A 20,043-nucleotide genomic window follows, 5' to 3' on the forward strand; every position below is an offset into this window, starting at 1 on the left:
TAGCGCGCCGGCGGGGCGCTGTCACCCGCATGCAAAAGGGGCAGGGAAACGTGCCTCGTGTCCCCTGCCCCTTCGCTCATCAGCCGATGCGGCGACGGATCAGAACTTGAACCCGACGCCCACCGTGCCGCGCAGCGTGTCGAACGCGATGGTATCGACATTGGCGCGCAGCACCACGCGGCTCACCGGCACTTCAAGCCCGACGCCGACGAGATAATCGCCGCCCACGTCAGCCACGTCGATATCGTTCTCGTCGAGGAAATCCTCGCTGACGCCGGTCAGGTTCTCGAGATCGAGATCGACCCACTGGTAACCGCCGCGGGCGTAGATCTTGCTGCCGCCCTCGGTCCTGAAGCCGAGGCGGCCAGCGACGCCGTATTCGGATTCGATCGGGCCGCTGCCGAAGTGGAAATTGCCTTCGACCCCGGCAAACAGGCTTTCGCCGACCGGAAAATCGGCCGCAGCAAAGGCGCCGAAGATTTCGGCGCTGTCGTCGATGTCGAGTTCATCGAATTCGCCGTCGTCGGCATCGAGATCGCCGAGATCGACGCCGAGGTCATGCAGACCGACCGAGGCACCGATGGTGATGTCGGGCTTGGTGGTGTCCTGGGCCTGGGCCGCGGCGGGGAGCGCCAGCGCGCCGGCTGCGCCAAGCGATGTGAAGACGAGCTTCCTCATGTTCTATCCGTCCTTGTCTAAGCGCCGCGGGAGGTGCGACGTCGGACAGGGGCTAGGAAGCGCGGATTGTCTGTGAAATGAACGAATCTAGGCGTGATCGTTAATGTCGGATTGACGGTGCATAATTCCAGAACAATGAAATTAAAGTCTAACCTGGATTACTCTCTGAGCCGCCATCCGGTCCGGAAGATCACTGCGATGATGATCGTGCAAACCGCCAGAAAGCCGAGCGTCAGGCCGAGCGAGACCGCAATCGGCACGTCGGACACGCCGTAGAAGGCATAGCGCAGCCCGCTCACGAGGAAAGCGATGGGATTGGCGAGCGCAATCGCATCCCAGGGCTGCGGAAGATCGCGGATCGAATAGAAGGTGCCCCCGAGAAATGTGAGCGGGGTCAGGATCAGCATCGGGATGATGCCGAGCTTCTCGAAGCTGTCCGCCCAGATGCCGAGCACGAAGCCGAACAGCGCAAAGCTCGATGCGACCAGCATGATGTAGACCATCGCCAGCAGCGGATGGGCGATCTCGTAATCGACGAAAAGCCGCGCGGTGGCGAGGATGATGGCGGCCAGGATCAGGCCCTTGGTCGCCGCCGCGCCGACGAACCCCGCGAGCGTCTCGGCGACGCCCACGGGGGCGGAGAGCAGTTCGTAGATCGTGCCGGTGAAGCGCGGCATGTAGATGCCGAAGCTCGCATTGCTGGTGGTCTCGCCCAGGAGGGTCAGCATCAAGAGGCCGGGGATGATGAAGGCGCCATAGGGCACCCCGCCGACCGGCTCCATCCGCGCGCCGATGACCGAGCCGAACACCACGAAATAGAGCGAGGTCGTCAGCACTGGGGAAAGGATCGACTGGAACGCGGTGCGAAAGGCGCGGGACATCTCGCGCTGGTAGATGGCAAAGGCGCTGCGGGGGTTGAAGTGCATCACGCGGCCTCCTGCGCCTGCTTGCCGAGCAGGCCGACAAAGATGTCCTCGAGCGAGCTGTCGTGAATGTCGAGGCTGGTGAAGGCGATCCCTGCCCGGGTCAGCGCCTGGGCCAGCTGGGCGACCTCGGCGCGGCCCCTGCCCTCCCCGTTCCCGCCGCGATAGGTAAGGCGCGTGCCCGCTTGCGACAGTTCAAGCGCAAAGCCGGCAAGCGCAGGCGGAATTTCGCCGAGCGGTGCGGCCAGATCGATCACCGCCTCGGTGGTGCCCAGACGCTCCATCATCGCGCGCTTTTCATCGACCATGCGGATCCGTCCGCCCTCGATGATCCCGACGCGGTCGGCCATCAGCTCGGCTTCCTCGATATAGTGGGTGGTGAGGATGATCGTCACGCCGCGCTGCTTCAATGCGGCGATCTGGTCCCACATGCCCTTGCGCAGTTCGACATCGACGCCCGCGGTCGGCTCATCGAGGAACAAGAGTTCGGGCTCGTGCGCCAGGGCCTTGGCGATCAGCACACGGCGCTTCATCCCGCCCGATAGCGCGCGGATCTGCGCGTCCTTCTTGTCCCACAGCGAGAGGCCCTTGAGGATCTCCTCGAGCCGCGCAGGGTCGTAAGGCTTGCCGAACAACCCTTGCGAATAGGCGACCGCGCGCCACACGGTCTCGAACATGTCGGTGGCGAGTTCCTGCGGGACCAGGCCGATCCGTGCACGCGCACGGCGCCAGTCGCGTGCAAGGTCATGCCCGAAGGCGGTGATCGTCCCGCCCGAAGGCCGCACCAGCCCGCACACCGCGCCGATCAGCGTCGTCTTGCCCGCTCCGTTGGGCCCGAGCAGCGCGAAAATCTCGCCCGCATGGATATCGAGATCGACCGCATCGAGCGCGCGGGTGCCGCCACGATAGGTCTTGGTGAGGCCGCGGATCGAGAGAATGGGTTCGGACATGCCACCCGGTTACGGAAGGAGCAGCGAGGAGTCACCATAGGAATAGAAGCGGTATTCGCGTTCTATCGCAGATTGGTAGGCGGCCATCATCCGCTCGCGCCCCATCAGCGCGCTGACCAGCATCACCAGAGTCGATCTGGGGAGGTGGAAATTGGTCATCAGCCCGTCCACCGCCTTGAACCTGTAGCCCGGCGTGATGAAGATCGCGGTGTCCCCGGCGAAAGGCTGGATCACGCCGCGCTCGTCCACCGCGCTTTCGAGCAGCCGCAGGACCGTGGTGCCGACCGCGATGATCCGGCCCCCGGCAGCGCGCGCGGCGTTCAGCTGGTCGGCGGTCGCCTGCGGGATGCGGCCGAATTCCGCGTGCATCCGGTGATCCTCGGTATCCTCGGCCTTGACCGGGAGGAAGGTGCCCGCGCCGACATGCAGCGTCAGCATCGCCCGGCCGATCCGGGCGGCGTCCAGCGCATCGATCAGCCTTTGCGTGAAGTGCAGCGAGGCGGTGGGGGCGGCGACTGCGCCTTCCTCGCGCGCGAACATCGTCTGGTAGTCTTCAAGGTCAAGAGGGTCCACGCCGCGCTTGCTGGCGATATAGGGCGGCAGCGGCATGGTGCCGGCGCGGTCGAGCAGGACTTCGACTGGTTCATCGCCCTCGAAGAGCAAGGTGAGCGAGCCGTCGGCATGGCGTTCCTCGGCGATGGCGGTGACCCCGCCGCCGAACACCAGATGGTCGCCGATCTTCACCCGCTTGGCGTTTTTGAGGAAGGCCTGCCAGCGGCGCAGATCGATGCGCTTGTGGAGCGTCGCGCCGATCCTGGCCTCCCCGTCAGCGCGGCGGCCTTCGAGCTGGGCGGGAATGACGCGGGTGTCGTTGAAGACGAGCACGTCGCCCGGCGAGAGGAGCTGCGGCAGATCGCGCACGCCCGCATCCTCGAACGGGGCATCTTGCCCGCGCACCACCAGCATCCGCGCTGCATCGCGCGGGCGCACCGGGCGCAGCGCGATCCGCTCTGGCGGCAGATCGAAATCGAACAGGTCAACCTTCATGGCCCGCGCGCCTAGCGGGAAGGCGCAGGAAGCGGCAAGAGGCTTACTTGCTCGAGGCGGCGTTGAGCATGTCGAGCGTGACCGGCCCGTCAGCGGCAGCCGGCGCGGGCGGCGGGGGCGGGGCCTTGCCGTCAGCCGCGATCGAGGCCTGGACGATATAGGTCGGGCTCGAAGGCGGCTCGCCGCGGTTGATCGCGTCGACCGCTTCCATGTTCTCGATCACCCGGCCCAGATTGGTGTATTTCTTGTCGAGGCTGAAGCGCGGGTAGAAGACGATGAAGAACTGGCTGTTGGCGCTGTCTTCCTCGGCGGCGCGGGCCATCGACAGGGTGCCGCGCACGTGGGGCATCGGGTTGAATTCGGCCTTGAGGTCGGGAAGCTCGCTCCCGCCCTGTCCGGTGCCGGTGGGGTCCCCGCCCTGCGCCATGAAGCCTTCGATCACGCGGTGGAACACCACGCCGTCGTAAAAGCCCGCGCGGGTCAGCGTCCTGATGCGCTCGACATGCCCGGGCGCCCAGTCGGCCATCAGGCGGATCTTGACGCGCTGGCCGTTGGACAGGTCGAGCACCCAGATGCTCTCGGGATCGACGCCGGCATCATAGTTGATCGCGGCATAGGTGCGCGCAGGGACCGCCGCGTCCTTGTCGGGCTTTTCGGCATTCTCGCCGAAGGCCACCGGGGGCGTGTCGTCCTTCTGCTTCTGCGCGAGGGCCGCGCCCGGGGCGGCGAGAAAGGCGATGACGGCAAGGGCAGAGGCGAGCTTGGCTTTGATCATGGTTCCATCCGGATTGCGGGAGGCCGTGTAGCCCTGCCGGTCTGTCAGTGCAATGAATGAGGAAGCCGCAGCCGGGGACGATGCTGCGGCTCAGTAATCGCCCTTCAGCCCCTGTTCGCGCACGCGGGCCATCACGTCCTGGCACACCTCGGGGCTGACGAACCTGGCGATGTCCCCGCCATAGACCGCGATTTCCTTGACCAGCTTGGAAGCGATCGGCTGCAACGAGACATCGGCCATCAGGAACACGGTCTCGATTTCCTCATCGAGCTGCTGGTTCATGCCGGCCATCTGGTATTCGTACTCGAAGTCGGCGACCGCGCGCAGACCGCGGATGATGACGCTGGCGCCCTGTTTCTGGGCGAACTTCACCAGCAGGGCATTGAAGCCGACCACCTCGACATTGCCGAGCCCGAGATTGGCGACCTCGCGCTCGACCATGCGAAAGCGTTCCTCGGTCGAGAACATCGGGTTCTTGGAAGGATTGGTGGTGACCCCGATGATCAGCCAGTCGACGAGCTTGGAGCCGCGGCGGATGATGTCGGCATGGCCCAGAGTGATGGGATCGAAGGTCCCGGGATAGATCCCGACGCGGCGTGTCATGTTATTGCTCTCCCGTTTTCAGCGCGCGCAGCCGTCAGGCGATCCGCGCGGAAGGGGTGACCCACACGCTGCCGGACCCTCGCAGCTTGTAGACAAAGCCCTCGCCCGAGCGAAGCGCGCTGCGCAGGCCCGACACCAGCGGGCCGATGTTCACATCGAGGCTTGCCGAATACATCAGCATGAAATCGCCATCGACGACCACTTCCTGCCCGGGCTTCACCGCGACCTCGTCGATCTCGAAGACCGGCACCGGGCTTTCGACCGCAAACACGCCCGCACCGGTGATCTTGGGCTGGGCCAGACCATTGCCCGAAAACAGCCCCTGGATCGAGGCGTGCATATGGGTGGAAAGCGATATCTCCGCCGCGCAGGCATAGAAGGCCTTGTCGTCGAGCAGCAGCGCGTCCTGGGGGCCGTCCATGGTGGCAAGGATGAAATGGCGGCGCACCGGCTCGCACCAGATCGTGCCCGATCCCGAATAGCGGGTCGCATGCGCGCTCTCGCCGGTCGCGGCCGAGGCAGCGGCGCGGGCGAAGAAGCCCTTGTTCGCCTCGTGCTTGATCACGTCGACGGCAAGGTTGCCGTAGGAATATTGCAGCGCGCCCGGCTGGATCAGCACCGAGCCATTGTTCAACTCGATCTCGAGCTGGTGCACCTCGGTCGGCTCGGCGATGTAGTGGAGCTGGCCCTCGACCCCGGTCGGCAGGCCGCGCGCGACCATCTTCTTCTCGACATAGCGGTGCACCCGCATCGTCACGCCGCCGCGGCTTTCTTCCTGGATGCATTGACGGAACGCCATTGCTCTTTCCCCTTGCCGGACTACCGGTCGCGTTCGACGATGAAGCGCGCGAGGGCGCGCAGGATATCGGCCTCGCCGCCATAGGAGGCGAGGCGCAGCACGGCCTGATCGACCAGCGCGCGCGCCTGTTCGCGGGCCTTGTCGATCCCCATCAGCGTCACGAAGGTCTGCTTGCCCTGTTCATTGTCCTTGCGCAGCGCCTTGCCGGCCTTTTCGATATCGCCTTCGACATCGAGCAGGTCATCGGCGATCTGGAAGGCAAGGCCGATGTCGCGGGCATAGGCCCTGAGGTGCGCCCTGCCCTGCGGCGGCACCTTGCCGAGGATCGCGCCCATCTCGACCGCCGCGGCCAGCAGCGCGCCGGTCTTCAATTGCTGGAGCCGGGTGATCGCCTGAAGATCATAGACCACACCCTCCTCGTCGGCGACCATGTCCATCATCTGGCCGCCCGCCATCCCGCCCATGCCGCTCGCCTGTCCGAGGGTGAGGATCAGTTCGGAGCGGGTGAAGGGATCCTCGCTGGTGGCATCATCGGCGAGGATCTCGAAGGCGAGCGCGTGCAGCGCATCGCCCGCCAGCACCGCAGTCGCTTCGTCATAGGCCCTGTGCAAGGTGGGCTTGCCGTGCCTCAGGTCGTCATTGTCCATGCAGGGCAGATCATCGTGGATCAGCGAATAGACATGGATCGCCTCGATCGCCGCCCCGGCGCGCAGCGCGGCACCGCGCGAGACGCCGAACAAGGCGGCGGTGCTTGCCACCAATAGCGGGCGGACCCGCTTGCCTCCGCCGATGGCGGCATAGCGCATCGCCTCGACAAGCCGCGCCGAGGTGTCATCGGGCACGGGGAGCAGCGCATCGAACAGCGAATCGATCTCGGCCTGGACGCGCCGGATTTCCTGGGCGAGCCTATTGCCCGTGGCTTCCACCAGCATCGCCTCAGCCCTCCGTATCGAAGGGGCGGGTGCCGGCCGCGCGGCCATCGGCGGCGGTCACGATCCGTTCGATCCGCGCCTGCGCCGCATCGAGCCGCTGCTGGCACGCCGCGCGCAAGGCTTCGCCGCGTTCGTAGAGGCTTATCGACTGGTCGAGCGGCACATCTCCGCGCTCCAGCTGCTGCACGATCGCCTCGAGCGCGGCCAATGCCTGCTCGAAGCTCATGGCGGAAATATCCGGCGCAGCTGCCGCCGGTGATGAAGTGCCCTCGTCCATGTGCGCGAGCATTGACGGGGCGCGGCGGTGCGGTCAAGGCTGCGCGGACGGGGCGGGACCAACCATCACGGGATTATGACCTTCATGCTGCTGAAGTGGATCATCGCCTACGGCATCGCGGCCGTCGCGTTTCTGGCATTCGACATCGTCTGGCTGCGCTGGGCGGCGGGCAATCTCTACAAGCCGGTGATCGGCGAGATCATGGCCGAGAAGTTCAACGCGGGCGCGGCGGTGGCCTTCTACCTCATCTACATCGCCGGCATCTGCTGGTTCGCGATCAAGCCGGGCCTCACCGGCGGCGGCGTGCAGGCGGCGCTGCTCAACGGCATCCTGCTGGGCGCGCTGTGCTATGCGACCTTCGATCTTACCTCGCAGGCCGTGATGAAGGTCTGGGCGACCCATGTCAGCGTGCTCGACATCCTGTGGGGCGCCTTCGTGACCGGAGCGGCGAGCGCGATCGCCTGCTGGGCGGTGCTGAAATTCGCCCCGGCCGCCGCAACCGCGGGCGCCTGACATGTTCATCGGCCACTTCGCCCCCGCCTTCGTCGCCGCCGCGGTCAGCCCCGAGCGGCCGCGGCTGGGGGCGATGTTCGTGGCCGGACAGCTGATCGACTGGGGGTTCTTCACTCTCGCGATTCTCGGGATCGAGGCGATGCGCATCGACCCGCAGGCGAGCGTGATGGTGCCCTTCGATCTCTACCACATGCCCTACACCCACAGCCTGCTTGGCGCGGCAATCTGGGCGGCGGCGTTTCTCGGGGTGATCGGGATTTACCGGCGCAGCCTGCGGCTGGGGGTGCTGGCGGGACTGGTGGTGCTTTCGCACTGGCTGCTCGACTTCGTGGTCCACGTCCCGGATCTGACGCTCGACGGCACGCCGCCAAGGCTCGGGCTCGGGCTGTGGAACATGCCGTGGGTGGCGATCCCGCTGGAACTGGGCCTGACCTTGGGTGCCTTTGCCTTCTATCTGCTGCGCACGCGCGGACCCGCAGGCCCGCCGCTGGTGCTGGCGGGGGTGCTGCTGGCGCTCCAGCTGGTCAACTGGTTTGCCCCGCACCCTGCGGAGGCGGGGCCGTTCGTCTATATCCAGGCGCTCGTCGCCTTCGCGCTGCTGACAGTGATTGCCGCGTGGGTCGGGGAGAATCGCTGGTTCCGCCGACGCGGCGGCTTGGCGTCTTCGGCACGGTGATCTAGAGGGCGCGCCAAGGAGTCCCCGACCATGACCGCCATCACCCCCGAAATCGTCGAACAGCACGGCCTTTCCCCCGAGGAATATGCCCGCGTGCTCCACGCGCTGGGCCGCGAGCCGAACCTCGTGGAACTCGGCATCTTTTCGGTAATGTGGTCGGAGCATTGCTCCTACAAGTCCTCGCGCATCCACCTCAAGAAGCTGCCCACCGAAGCCCCCTGGGTGATCTGCGGCCCGGGCGAGAATGCGGGCGTGATCGACATCGGCGATGGGCAGGCGGCGATCTTCAAGATGGAGAGCCACAACCACCCCTCCTACATCGAACCCTATCAGGGCGCGGCGACGGGCGTGGGCGGCATCCTGCGCGATGTGTTCACGATGGGCGCGCGGCCGATGGCCAATGCCAATGCGCTGCGCTTCGGGCGGCCCGATCATCCCAAGATGAAGCATCTGGTGCAGGGCGTGGTCGCGGGGATCGGCGGCTACGGCAATTGCGTCGGCGTGCCGACGGTCGCGGGCGAGACCAACTTCCACCCGGCCTACGATGGCAACATCCTCGTCAACGCGATGACCGTGGGCGTCGCGGATCAGGACAAGATCTTCTATTCGGCGGCGACCGGTCTCGGGAACCCCATCGTCTATGTCGGCTCCAAGACCGGGCGCGACGGGATCCACGGCGCGACCATGGCGAGCGCCGATTTCGGCGAGGATGCCGAAGCCAAGCGCCCGACCGTGCAGGTCGGCGATCCCTTCACCGAAAAGCTGCTGATCGAAGCCTGCCTCGAACTGATGGCGACCGACGCGATCGTCGCCATTCAGGACATGGGCGCGGCGGGTCTCACCTCCTCCAGCGTCGAAATGGCCTCGAAGGGCGGCGCGGGGATCAGGCTCGACATGAACAAGGTCCCCTGCCGCGAGGTCGGCATGACCCCCTACGAGATGATGCTCTCGGAAAGCCAGGAGCGGATGCTGATGGTGCTCCAGCCCGGCAAGGAGGCGATGGCCGAGGCGATCTTCCGCAAATGGGAGCTCGATTTCGCGGTGATCGGCGAAGTCACGGACACCGGTCACATGGTGCTCGAATTCAATGGCGAGGTGGTGTGCGACATCCCGCTCGCCCCGCTGGCCGACGAGGCGCCGCTTTATGACCGCCCCTACCTCTCGAAGGAGGAATATGCGGCATGGGCGGGCGTCAAGCCGCTGGGCGAAGTGCCTGCGAGCGACGACGTGGCGGCCGATCTCCTCGCCCTCATGGCTTCCCCCGACCTCGCCTCGCGCCGCTGGATTGCCGAGCAGTACGATTCGCAGGTCGGCGCCGATACGCTCCAGACCGGGGGGGATGCCGGCGTGGTGCGGGTTCACGGGACGACGAAGGCGCTCGCGATCACCACTGATTGCACCCCGCGCTATGTCTTTGCCGACCCCTACGAGGGCGGCAAGCAGGCGATTGCCGAAGCCTATCGCAACCTGTGCGCGGTGGGCGCGCGGCCGCTGGCGGTGACCAATTGCCTGAACTTCGCCAATCCCCAGCGCCCCGAGATCATGGCGCAGATCGTACACGCATTGGACGGCATGGGCGATGCCTGCCGCGCTTTGGACTTCCCCATCGTTTCGGGCAACGTCAGCCTCTACAACGAAAGCAAGGCGACCGGCGGCGGCAGCGCGATCCTTCCCACCCCGGCGATCGGCGGCGTGGGCATCATCACCGACCTTGCGAAGATGATGACCATGCACTTCAAGCAGGCGGGCGATGCGATCTACCTCGTCGGCCCCGAATTCTGGGCGAAGCCCGATCCGACCCGCTCGCATCTCGGCCAGTCGCTGTGGCTGCGCGTGGTCAAGGGCGTGGAAGGCGGCCGCACCCCGCCAACCGATCTGACGGTCGAGAAGAACGCGGGCGCCATCATCCACGAACTGATCGCCGACGGTCTCGTCAACGCGGTGCATGACCTTTCCGACGGCGGCCTCGCGGTCGCGCTTGCCGAAATGGCGCTCGCAGGCGGGATCGGCGCCGAGACCGAAGACGGCAACCCCGCCTATATCCCGGCACAGTGGTGGTTCGGCGAGGATCAGGGGCGCTATCTGGTCACCGTCCCCGATGTCGCGGCGCTCAATGCGGCGCTGTCCAAGGGCACCCGCAACGACGAGACCGCGCAGATCGGCTTCCAGCGGATCGGCACGGTCGGCGGCGACAGCGTGCTGGGCGTGCCGCTGGCGACCTTGCGCGCGGCCAACCAGCGCTTCTTCGCGGAGTGGATGGAAGCCTGATGGCGCCTTCCGGCTATTCCGGGACGCCGCTCGCCAAGAAGCTCGCCTTGCGCGACGGGATGCGGGTGTGGTTCGATGCCATGCCCGAACACGTGATCGACGAGATCGACGAATATGCGCTCGAACTGACCTTCGTCGCCGATCCGGCCGAGGGGATCGATGCCGCGCATGTCTTCGTCACCCAGAAAGCCGCGCTCGCAGCGCACCTTGCGGCGCTCCGCCACAGAATCGCGCCTGCCGGTCAAATCTGGGTGAGCTGGCCCAAAACGGCTGCAAAGGTTGCGACCGACATCACCGAGGACACGATCCGAGAGCTGTGCCTGCCGCTCGGCCTCGTCGACACCAAGGTCTGCGCGATCGACGAGACCTGGCCGGGCCTCAAGCTGGTGATCCGCAAGGAACTGCGCTGAGCGCAGGCCTCAGGCGGCCTGCGGCGCCGTGGTGCTGCCCAGCGTCAGTTCCTCGCCGAGGATGCCCTCGCCTGCAAGGATCGCAAGGCACTGGCGGTAGACTTCGGGCTTGCCGATCCCGAGCCGCGCGCGGGCGGCGGTGATGTCCTCGCGCATCAGCGCGGCGATATCCTGGTGCGCGATCTTCTGCGCGGCGCGGCCCAGTGCGCGGCCTTCCTTGATCGCGGCGTAAAGCGGCGCCTTGGTGCCGCTCACCTTCTTGATCTGGCGCGCGCCGGCATAGGCGATGAACAGGATCCCGCCATTGAAATTCTGCTCGTAGGTGAAGCCCAAGAGGCTCGCCTCGCCAAGCGCATCGCGGCCATAGCCGGTGAGCACGTGGAACAGGTCATGCGTGTCGCGCAGACGGTCGAAATACCACTGGGTCTGGTCCTGCGGCAGGCTTTCGGGCGGGGCCCACTTGTGGCTTTCGGCGACCAGCCCGGCGGCCGAGAGCCCCTCGCGCTTCATGAAGGCGATGTAATGCGCCGCCACCGTCTCCGGACCGCAATCGGCCCAGCGGGCGTGATCGTCGAGCATGGCGGGGATGCAGAGGCCCTCGGCCAGCATCCGCTGACCTTCGGGCGAACGGATGAAGGCATGCGCCTGTGCGTGGGTTTTCCGGCCCTTGGTGGCCTCGATGATGTGGAACACCTGCTCGGTGTCCTCCTTGTCCTCGACCAGCTTGCCGAAGTGGTGGAGCACCTTCAGGGGACGCAAGCCCGATGTCCTGCGACCGGGGGCAACCAGCGGAAGATCGGTATAGTCCATCAGGCGCACTCCTTCAGGCGGCGAGCAGTTCGGGCTCGGCCGGCCTGGTGCCGGCGAGCAGGTTGTAGGGATCGATCCCCTCGGCCTGCCAGATGCGGTGGCATTCGCGGTACTTGACGGGCGCCGGGATGCGCAGCGCCGCGCGCACATCGGCAAGCGGACGTTCGAGCAGCTGGCGGATCGGCTGTTCGATGAGCGGCGGCGCGCCCTTGCCGATCCGGTGCGCCTCGCGCACCGCACCGAGCACCGGAGCCCGGGTGCCCTTCGCCATCTTCCTGATGTTGGCCGCCCCGGCATAGCCGATCAGCAGGTGGCCCTGGCTCGGCGACTGGCCGTGGGTGAACAGCAGCACCGACGCCTCGCCGAGCGCATCGCGGCCATAGCCGGTGAGCACGTGGAACAGATCATGCGTGTCGCGCGAACGGTTGATGTACCATTCGACCAGATCGGGAAAGCGCGGGCGTCCGGCGCGGTCGCTTTCCGCCACCAGTCCGGCAGCGGTCAGGCCTTCGCTCTCCATGAAATCGCAATAGGCATGGGCAAGGTTGCCCTTGGGGGTGCGGCGCAGGGCCGCGTGATCATCAAGGATGTCCGGCAGGCGCGGCTCGGTGCGGCGCAGGCCTTCGCCGGTCTCGGACAGGGCGAGGCTGGCGATGCGCGGGAGGAAGTCCCTGGACGGCAGGGATTCGAAGATCCGGAACACCGCCGCGGTGTCTTCCTTGTCCTTCATCAGCATCTGGAAGTTCTTCACCGCGCGCAGCGGGCGATACTTCGCTTCCGGGCGATCAGGGTGCAGCAGCACCGTGCCATCCGCGGAGAACATCTGCATATAATCCTGGCGGGTCTTGCCGGTCATGGGATCCATCCTTGTCGCAGGGCCAGTGTAGCGCGGCTTGCTTACATGAATGTTAATAGGCGATCCGGTTCGCGTCGTGAAACCCATTGCGCGGCGAACCGTGCATCGCTTGCGATCAAGCTTCAATCCATACCGAGCGAGGCACCCCGAGCAGGGTCAGGACCGCCGTCAGATCCGCATCGTCCACCCGGCCATTGGCCGCCGCGCGCGCCTTGGGCTTGGCGCGATAGGCAAAGCCGTAGGTCGCAGCCTCAATCATCAGAATGTCGTTCGCCCCGTCACCGGTGGCAAGGCTGTGCGCGCCCTCGCCCAGGCCCGCAAGCTCCTCGTGCAGCACCGCCGCCTTGACCGCGGAATCCGTGATCGGGCCGACCAGACCGCCGGTCAGCCTGCCATCCTCGACCGCCAGACGATTGCCGACGACGCGATGGAAGCCGAGCATTTCGGCGACCGGATCGGCGAAATGGTGGAAGCCGCCGGTCACCAGCACGGTGCGGGTGCCGAGTGCGGCGAGCGTCGCCACCAGCGTCTTCGCGCCGGCGCTCGCGGTGATGCGCTCGGCAAGGCAGGCGTGGATCGCGCCCTCATCGAGCCCCGCCAGCAGCGCCACCCGCTCGCGCAGGGCCGCCTCGAAATCAAGCTCGCCCTGCATCGCGCGTTCGGTGATCGCGGCGATCCGGTCCTTGATCCCCGCATAATCGGCGAGCTCGTCGATGCATTCCTGCCCGATCATGGTCGAATCCATGTCCGACACGAACAGGCGCGGGACTTCGATGGGCCCTTGCGCGACCAGCATCGCCGGGGCTTCGAAAATGTCGTCGATCGCGGCGAGCACGCCCGGCTCATCGCCGCCGTCCATGTGGAGTTCGAGCACGCCGGCATCGCCCTCGGGCCCGGCGATGCCCTCCGGCAAGGCGGCAGCCGTCACCTGCGCCCCCGCATCGCCCAGCGCAGCCACCAGCGTATCGAGACGCGTTTCACATTTATCCGTCTCTGCTATCAGCCGTGCAATGAGCATGTCCATGACTCCCGAAAATCCGCTCGCGCTCATCGCAGGGCCGACCGCCAGCGGCAAGAGCGCGGTTGCGCTGGCACTCGCTCACCGCCTCGCCGCCGATGGCCGGCAGGCGGTGATCGTCAACGCCGACAGCGCGCAGGTCTATGCCGACCTGCAAGTGCTCTCCGCGCGGCCTTCGGAAGCCGAGATGGAAGGCATCGAACACCGCCTGTTCGGCGCGTGGGACGGCGCGGAAACCTGCTCGGCCGCCAGATGGGCCGCGCGCGCCAAGGCCGAGATTGCCGATCTTCACGCGGGCGGCGCGGTGCCGATCCTGGTCGGCGGCACCGGCCTTTATATGAAGGTGCTGCTCGAAGGGATTGCCCCGATCCCGGAAATCGACCCGGCGGTGCGGGACGCGGTGCGGGCGATGGCGCCGGGCGATGCCTACAAGCTGCTTGCACTTGAAGACCCCGAACGCGCGAGCCTGCTTGATCCGGGCGACAGCCAGAGGATCGCCCGCGCGCTCGAGGTCAAGCGCTCGACCGGCGTGACGCTCGGCGACTGGCAGCTCGCCAAGGCCGGCGGGATCGCCGAGGAAGTGACGCTCCATCCCCTGATCGTCGAGCCCGAGCGCCAGTGGGTCTATGACCGCTGCGATGCGCGCTTTGAGGCGATGCTCGACCAGGGCGCGATTGCCGAGGTCGAGGCGCTGCTCGCGCGGGGGCTCGATCCCGATCTGCCGGTGATGCGCGCGATCGGCGTGCCGGAAATCGCCGCATGGCTCGCTGGCGAGATCGAGGCCGAGGATGTGGTCGCCAGCGGCAGCCAGGCGACGCGCAATTATGCCAAGCGCCAGTTCACCTGGTTCCGGCGTCAGCCGCCCGCCGATTGGCCGCGGGTCCACCCCGATTGGGAATCCGAAAATATCGACATCAACATCGCTTTCGCATCATTATTGCGCAAATAGGGCTTGACTTATCAGATTATGACCTTTAGCGGCACGGCCACTCGGCCCGATGCGCACGCCTGTGCCTCGGGCCGGTTTTCATATTGATGCCAAGCCTCGATGGAGTTTCCCGTGCCCGGTGATCCGGCCCCAGCCCCTCCCGCCAATCCGACCGCGATGAGCGGCGCGGCGATCCTCGTCGAGGGCCTGATCGAACAGGGCGTGGAATATGTGTTCGGCTATCCCGGCGGCGCGGTGCTGCCGATCTATGACGAATTGTTCGGCGATGAACGCATCCGCCACATCCTCGTGCGCCATGAAGCGGGCGCGGCCCATGCGGCCGAAGGCTATGCCCGCGCCACCGGCAAGCCGGGCGTGGTGCTGGTCACCTCGGGCCCTGGAGCGACCAACGCGATCACCGGCATAGCCGATGCGTGGATGGATTCGATCCCGATGGTGGTCATCACGGGGCAAGTGCCGACTGCGCTGATCGGCACCGACGCCTTTCAGGAAGCCGACACCATCGGCATCACCCGTCACTGCACCAAGCACAATTATCTGGTGAAGGACCCGGCCGATCTTGCCGCGACGATCAAGGAGGCCTTCCTGATCGCCACCACCGGCAGGCCCGGCCCGGTGGTGATCGACATCCCCAAGAACGTCCAGATCGCCATCCCCTCCGAACGCCGCGCGCTGGTGCGGGCCGGATCGCACCGCTACGCGCCGCAGACCGTGGCGGCGGCCGAACAGATCATCGAGGCGGTCGAGATGATCGCCGCTGCCGAGCGTCCGATCCTCTACACCGGCGGCGGCGTGATCAATTCGGGGCCCGAGGCGAGCGCGCTGCTGCGCCGTTTCCAGGACCTCACCGGATCACCCGTCACCTCGACGCTGATGGGCCTCGGCGCCTTCCCCAGCACCCACCCCGATTGGCTCGGGATGCTCGGGATGCACGGCACCTATGAAGCCAACATGGCGATGAACCAGTGCGACGTGATGGTCTGCATCGGCGCGCGCTTCGATGACCGCGTGACCGGGCGACTGGACGCCTTCTCGCCGAACTCGAAGAAGATCCACATCGATATCGACCGCTCCTCGATCAACAAGGTGGTGCCGGTCGATCTCGGCATCCTCGGCGATTGCGGGACGGTGCTCTCGCAGCTGATCGCGGCGTGGGGCGCCCGGCGGGCGCAGGACCTTGGCGAATGGAAGGCCCGCATCGCCGGCTGGCGCGCGCGCGAATGCCTCGCCTATCCCGAACGCAGCGCCCGGCACCCCGGGATGATCATGCCGCAAAAGGCGGTCGAGCGGCTCTATGCCCTGACCCACCAGAGAAAGCCGATCATCACCACCGAAGTGGGCCAGCACCAGATGTGGGCGGCGCAGTATTTCGGGTTCGAGGATCCCAACAAGTGGCTCACCAGCGGCGGTTTGGGGACGATGGGCTATGGCCTGCCTGCGGCCATCGGCGCGCAGCTCGGCCACCCCGATGCACTGGTGATCGACATCGCCGGCGAGGCGAGCATCCAGATGAACATCCAGGAACTCGGCACCGCTTCGCAATACCGCCTGCCGGTCAAGATCTTCATCCTCAACAACGAATACATGGGCATGGTCCGCCAGTGGCAGGAACTGACCTATGAGAGCCGCTATTCGAACAGCTATTCGGACAGCCTCCCCGATTTCGTGAAGCTGGCCGAGGCCTATGGCTGGAGAGGCGTCCGCATCACCGAAGAGCGCGATCTGGATGACGGCATCATGCGGATGCTCGACCACAATGGCCCGGTGATCGTCGATTGCCTCGTCGCGCAGGACGCCAACTGCCTGCCGATGATCCCGTCAGGCGCCGCACATACCGAGATGATGCTTTACGGCGACAAGCTCGGCGGCACGATGGACGACGAAGCCAAGGCGCTGGTGTGATGCAGTTCTCTGTTATCGTGTTGGCCGCCGCGATCATCTGGTTGGTAGCGCTAGGCATTCGGGACCTACGCCGCAAAGCCTATCTGTGGGGCGCCATGAGCCTTCTCGTCGCTGCTGCCGTCATCTTGCTGCCAGTGCCTAGCCACACCGTCACGATCGACTTGCCGAACCCATGACCATGAAAATCACCGAAGCAGCCTCCGAGCGCCACGTGCTCGCCGTCACCGTCGACAACGAGCCCGGGATTCTCGCCAAGATCACCGGGCTGTTCACCGCGCGCGGCTACAACATCGACAGCCTCACCGTGGCCGACATCACCGAGGACCATGCGGTCAGCCGCATCACCATCGTCACCAACGGGCCTCCGTCCGTGATCGACCAGATCGAAGCGCAGCTGGAACGGCTCGTGCCGGTCCACAAGGTCACCGACCTCACCACCGCCGGCCCCCACGTGGAACGCGAGCTGGCGCTGATCAAGGTCTCCGGCACCGGCAAGAAGCGCGTGGAAGCCCTGCGCCTCGCCGACATCTTCCGCGCACGGCCGGTCGATACCACGATCGAAAGCTTCATCTTCGAGATCACCGGCCCGCCGGAGAAGGTCGACAGCTTCATCGCCCTGATGCGCGAGCTGGGGCTGGTCGAAGTCGGCCGGACGGGAATCGTCGGCATGATGCGCGGCGCGCAGGCCGTCTGAACATATTCAACGCATACAATCTGCAAGAGAGAACAGTGATGAAAGTCTACTACGACGCCGATGCCGATCTGAACCTCATCAAGCCCAAGAAGGTCGCCATCGTCGGCTATGGCTCGCAAGGGCACGCCCATGCGCAGAACCTGCGCGACAGCGGCGTCGCCGAAGTCGCCATCGCCCTGCGCGAAGGTTCGGCGACCGCGAAGAAGGTCGAGGCGGCCGGTTTCACCGTGCTCTCGAACACGGCTGCCGCGCAGTGGGCCGACATCATCATGATCCTCGCGCCCGACGAGCATCAGGCCGCGATCTGGGAGAATGATCTGAAGGGCCACATGAAGCCCGGCGCCGCGCTCGCCTTCGCGCACGGGCTCAACATCCACTTCGGCCTGATCGAAGCGCCCGCTGACATCGACGTCATCATGATCGCCCCCAAGGGCCCGGGCCACACCGTGCGCAGCGAATATGTGAAGGGTGGCGGCGTGCCCTGCCTGATCGCGATCCACCAGGACGCATCGGGCAGCGCGCATGACGTCGCCCTCGCCTACGCCAGCGCGGTCGGCGGCGGACGCAGCGGCATCATCGAGACCAACTTCCGCGAGGAATGCGAGACCGATCTGTTCGGCGAACAGGCGGTACTGTGCGGCGGGATCACCCACCTCATCAAGGCCGGGTTCGAAACGCTGGTCGAGGCCGGATACGCCCCCGAAATGGCCTATTTCGAGTGCCTCCACGAAACCAAGCTGATCGTCGACCTGCTCTATGAAGGCGGGATCGCCAACATGCGCTATTCGATCTCGAACACCGCCGAATATGGCGACATCACCACCGGCCCGCGGATCATCACGGATGAAACCAAGGCCGAGATGAAGCGCGTGCTCGCCGACATCCAGTCGGGCCGCTTCGTCAAGAACTTCGTGCTCGACAACCGCGCCGGCCAGCCCGAACTCAAGGCCGCGAGGAAGCAGGCCGCCGCCCACCCGATCGAGCAGACCGGCGAGCGCTTGCGCGCCATGATGCCGTGGATCGCGGCCAACAAGCTGGTCGACAAGGCCAAGAACTAAGCCGCAAAGAAATCCACCGCCCGCCTCAAGCGGCGGGCGGTGGAACCATCGCGAGGCATCGGGTATTGGTCGTTCACACCCGTTTGGAGAGACCGATCCGATAAATTGCACCACTCTTGCCGCCGCCAGCGCGCTTGCCTTTGCAGCAGGCGCCCCGCCTTCGCCCCGGCGCTCACCGCGCAAGGCGCTGCCCAGGTGCCCGGTGCCAGGGACCCCGCGCGGGTCACCGCAGGGACCTATGCCGCAACCCCGACCACTCGCTGATCGGCTGGGAAGTCAGCCACTTCGGCTTCAACGACTATTACGGTCTGTTCGGCGATGTCGCGGGCACGCTGGGGCTCGATCCGGCCAAGCCTGCCGAGGCGAAGGTCGACGTGACGATCCCGCTCGCCAATGTCAGCACGGCGAGCATGGGCCTGACCGATCACCTGCTGCGCGCCGGCAAGGACGGCGGCAAGCCCGATTTCTTCGGCCCCGCCCCGGTCCCTGCGCGCTTCGTCACGGCGACCATCATCGGCGATCTTCCCCTGAACGGCGTGACCAGGCCCGTCACCTTCGAGGCAGAGACCGCCATCAAGCGCTCCGACTTCGGGGTGAGCTACGCCATCCCCTTCGTCACCGACGAGGTGGAACTCGACATCAGCGTCGCCTTCGAAAAGCAGTAAGCCGCCCCTCGACTTGACCGCCGCAATCGGGCAGGCACATCGCCGCTATGCGCCTGTCCGATTGCCACAATATCGACGATTTCCGCCGCCTCGCCAAAGCGCGGCTGCCTTTCCCCGTGTTCGACTATATCGACGGCGCGGCCGATGACGAGCTGACCAAGGCGCGCAATACCGCAGCCTTTGCGGGCGTCGATCTGGTGCCCGACGTGCTGGCGGGGGTGGCCGAGATCGACACCTCCTGCACGATCCTCGGCCGCCGGTCGGCGCTCCCGCTGATGCTCTCGCCCACCGCGGTGCAGCGCGCCTTCCACTGGGAGGGCGAACGCGCCGTTGCCCGCGCGGCGGAGAAATACGGGCTGTGGTTCGGCATATCGAGCCTTGCGACCCGCAGCATCGAGGAGATCGCCGCGCTGACCAGCGGACCCAAGCTGTTCCAGCTCTATGTCCACAAGGACAAGGGATTGAACGCGAGCATGATCGAACGCTGCCAGGCAGCGAAGTTCGATGCGCTGGCGCTGACGGTCGACACGATCGTTTCGGGCAAGCGCGAGCGGTGCCTGCGCTCCGGATTCACCACCCCGCCGCGCTTCACCCCCGCAAGCCTCGTCAGCTATGCCACGCGGCCCCGATGGACGCTGGATTACGTGCTGCGCGAGAAATTCCGCCTCCCCAATCTCGATACGCATGTGGCCGAGGGTTCGGGCAAGGCGGTGAGCATCGCCGAATATTTCAACACCATGCTCGACACCGCGATGGACTGGGACACGGCCGCAAGGATCCGGCAGGACTGGGGCGGCACATTCGTGTTGAAGGGCGTGATGAGCGCGGGCGACGCACAGCGCGCGGTCGAAATCGGCGCGGACGCGATCATGATATCGAACCACGGCGGGCGGCAGCTCGATGGTGCCCGCGCGCCCTTCGACCAGCTGCCCGAAATCGTCGATGCGGTCGGCGGCAGGATCGAGATCATCTGCGATGGCGGGGTGCGGCGCGGCACCCATGTCCTCAAAGCACTGTGCACGGGCGCGAGCGCGGCTTCGGGCGGGCGGCTCTATCTCTACGCGCTCGCCGCAGCGGGGCAGGCGGGGGTGGAGCGCGCGCTCGGCATCCTCAAGGACGAGATCGAGCGCGGCATGCGGCTGATGGGGGTGACGCGGGTCGACCAGTTGACCACCGGGCGCATCCGGCAGCGCAATTGAGCGAGCCCGCCGCCGCCCTCGGGTAGCCAAGCGGCAGGGCT

22 protein-coding genes are annotated in these 20,043 nt (G+C 66.2%); 10 read left to right on the forward strand and 12 right to left on the reverse strand.

All coding sequences use genetic code 11. The features are described 5' to 3' along the window. Positions 1-99 precede the first annotated feature (99 nt). The 9 genes from D620_RS0101510 to D620_RS0101550 all read right to left on the reverse strand — a co-directional run bounded on the left by D620_RS0101510 (position 100) and on the right by D620_RS0101550 (position 6,984). A complete protein-coding gene (locus D620_RS0101510; RefSeq protein ID WP_017664016.1) occupies positions 100-678 on the reverse strand; it encodes a hypothetical protein in 579 nt (192 codons plus the stop codon). A 158-nt stretch (positions 679-836) separates the two neighbouring features. Beyond that, positions 837-1,604: an ABC transporter permease gene (locus D620_RS0101515; protein WP_017664017.1), complete on the reverse strand. Its 768-nt coding sequence runs from the start codon at positions 1,602-1,604 to the stop codon at positions 837-839. Continuing rightward, a complete protein-coding gene (locus D620_RS0101520) occupies positions 1,604-2,551 on the reverse strand; it encodes an ABC transporter ATP-binding protein (protein WP_017664018.1) in 948 nt (315 codons plus the stop codon). The genes D620_RS0101515 and D620_RS0101520 overlap by 1 nt, the downstream gene beginning before the upstream one ends. 9 nt (positions 2,552-2,560) lie before the next feature. Then, positions 2,561-3,598 carry a tRNA preQ1(34) S-adenosylmethionine ribosyltransferase-isomerase QueA gene (gene queA / locus D620_RS0101525; RefSeq protein ID WP_017664019.1) on the reverse strand — a complete coding sequence of 346 codons (1,038 nt, stop codon included), beginning with the start codon at positions 3,596-3,598 and terminating at the stop codon, positions 2,561-2,563. A gap of 43 nt (positions 3,599-3,641) precedes the next feature. Next, positions 3,642-4,373, reverse strand: coding sequence for a peptidylprolyl isomerase (locus D620_RS0101530; protein ID WP_017664020.1), 732 nt, complete (start codon positions 4,371-4,373; stop codon positions 3,642-3,644). Positions 4,374-4,463: 90 nt separating this feature from the next. Next, on the reverse strand, positions 4,464-4,976 hold the full coding sequence (gene coaD, locus D620_RS0101535) for a pantetheine-phosphate adenylyltransferase (protein WP_017664021.1): 513 nt from the start codon (positions 4,974-4,976) through the stop codon (positions 4,464-4,466). A 34-nt stretch (positions 4,977-5,010) separates the two neighbouring features. Continuing rightward, the gene (locus D620_RS0101540; RefSeq protein WP_017664022.1) at positions 5,011-5,775 is read right to left on the reverse strand and encodes an AIM24 family protein; all 765 of its coding nucleotides are present in this window, start codon (positions 5,773-5,775) and stop codon (positions 5,011-5,013) included. 20 nt (positions 5,776-5,795) lie between these two features. Then, positions 5,796-6,707 (reverse strand): polyprenyl synthetase family protein, encoded by a 912-nt coding sequence (locus D620_RS0101545; RefSeq protein WP_017664023.1) that lies wholly within the window; start codon positions 6,705-6,707, stop codon positions 5,796-5,798. Between the two features lie 4 nt (positions 6,708-6,711). Beyond that, on the reverse strand, positions 6,712-6,984 hold the full coding sequence (locus tag D620_RS0101550) for an exodeoxyribonuclease VII small subunit (protein ID WP_026091869.1): 273 nt from the start codon (positions 6,982-6,984) through the stop codon (positions 6,712-6,714). Between the two features lie 75 nt (positions 6,985-7,059). Here D620_RS0101550 and D620_RS0101555 point away from each other — a divergent pair, with 75 nt between their 5' ends. The 4 genes from D620_RS0101555 to D620_RS0101570 are packed head-to-tail and all read left to right on the forward strand — an operon-like array spanning position 7,060 to position 10,851. After that, positions 7,060-7,497, forward strand: coding sequence for a DUF2177 family protein (locus D620_RS0101555; protein ID WP_017664025.1), 438 nt, complete (start codon positions 7,060-7,062; stop codon positions 7,495-7,497). 1 nt (position 7,498) lies between these two features. Continuing rightward, entirely contained in the window at positions 7,499-8,173 is a 675-nt protein-coding gene (locus tag D620_RS0101560) for a hypothetical protein (protein WP_017664026.1), read from the forward strand. 30 nt (positions 8,174-8,203) lie between these two features. After that, the gene (gene purL, locus D620_RS0101565) at positions 8,204-10,441 is read left to right on the forward strand and encodes a phosphoribosylformylglycinamidine synthase subunit PurL (protein WP_017664027.1); all 2,238 of its coding nucleotides are present in this window, start codon (positions 8,204-8,206) and stop codon (positions 10,439-10,441) included. Next, a complete protein-coding gene (locus D620_RS0101570) occupies positions 10,441-10,851 on the forward strand; it encodes a DUF3052 family protein (RefSeq protein WP_033375831.1) in 411 nt (136 codons plus the stop codon). Before purL ends, D620_RS0101570 begins: the two co-directional genes overlap by 1 nt. Positions 10,852-10,860: 9 nt before the next feature. Here D620_RS0101570 and D620_RS0101575 read toward each other — a convergent pair whose 3' ends face one another. The 3 genes from D620_RS0101575 to serB all read right to left on the reverse strand — a co-directional run bounded on the left by D620_RS0101575 (position 10,861) and on the right by serB (position 13,541). After that, positions 10,861-11,661, reverse strand: coding sequence for a Coq4 family protein (locus tag D620_RS0101575; RefSeq protein WP_017664029.1), 801 nt, complete (start codon positions 11,659-11,661; stop codon positions 10,861-10,863). A gap of 13 nt (positions 11,662-11,674) precedes the next feature. Beyond that, the gene (locus D620_RS0101580) at positions 11,675-12,526 is read right to left on the reverse strand and encodes a Coq4 family protein (RefSeq protein ID WP_017664030.1); all 852 of its coding nucleotides are present in this window, start codon (positions 12,524-12,526) and stop codon (positions 11,675-11,677) included. A 106-nt stretch (positions 12,527-12,632) separates the two neighbouring features. Continuing rightward, positions 12,633-13,541 carry a phosphoserine phosphatase SerB gene (gene serB, locus D620_RS0101585; protein WP_017664031.1) on the reverse strand — a complete coding sequence of 303 codons (909 nt, stop codon included), beginning with the start codon at positions 13,539-13,541 and terminating at the stop codon, positions 12,633-12,635. On the opposite strand from serB, the gene miaA reads away from it, so the two are divergent. The 6 genes from miaA to D620_RS0101620 all read left to right on the forward strand — a co-directional run bounded on the left by miaA (position 13,540) and on the right by D620_RS0101620 (position 20,002). Next, positions 13,540-14,484 carry a tRNA (adenosine(37)-N6)-dimethylallyltransferase MiaA gene (gene miaA, locus D620_RS0101590; protein WP_017664032.1) on the forward strand — a complete coding sequence of 315 codons (945 nt, stop codon included), beginning with the start codon at positions 13,540-13,542 and terminating at the stop codon, positions 14,482-14,484. The two genes, serB and miaA, sit on opposite strands and share 2 nt — an antisense overlap. 156 nt (positions 14,485-14,640) lie before the next feature. Then, complete coding sequence (ilvB, locus tag D620_RS0101595) at positions 14,641-16,386, forward strand: biosynthetic-type acetolactate synthase large subunit (RefSeq protein ID WP_017664033.1); 1,746 nt, start codon at positions 14,641-14,643, stop codon at positions 16,384-16,386. A 178-nt stretch (positions 16,387-16,564) separates the two neighbouring features. Further along, positions 16,565-17,080, forward strand: coding sequence for an acetolactate synthase small subunit (gene ilvN, locus D620_RS0101605; RefSeq protein ID WP_026091873.1), 516 nt, complete (start codon positions 16,565-16,567; stop codon positions 17,078-17,080). Between the two features lie 38 nt (positions 17,081-17,118). Beyond that, positions 17,119-18,138, forward strand: a complete 1,020-nt coding sequence (gene ilvC / locus D620_RS0101610; RefSeq protein WP_017664036.1) for a ketol-acid reductoisomerase — start codon at positions 17,119-17,121, stop codon at positions 18,136-18,138. Positions 18,139-18,278: 140 nt separating this feature from the next. After that, positions 18,279-18,803: a YceI family protein gene (locus tag D620_RS15490; RefSeq protein ID WP_324603058.1), complete on the forward strand. Its 525-nt coding sequence runs from the start codon at positions 18,279-18,281 to the stop codon at positions 18,801-18,803. Positions 18,804-18,850: 47 nt separating this feature from the next. Then, the gene (locus D620_RS0101620) at positions 18,851-20,002 is read left to right on the forward strand and encodes an alpha-hydroxy acid oxidase (protein ID WP_017664037.1); all 1,152 of its coding nucleotides are present in this window, start codon (positions 18,851-18,853) and stop codon (positions 20,000-20,002) included. Positions 20,003-20,043: the final 41 nt, after the last annotated feature.

Source organism: Porphyrobacter sp. AAP82, assembly GCF_000331285.1.
Lineage (GTDB): Bacteria > Pseudomonadota > Alphaproteobacteria > Sphingomonadales > Sphingomonadaceae > Erythrobacter.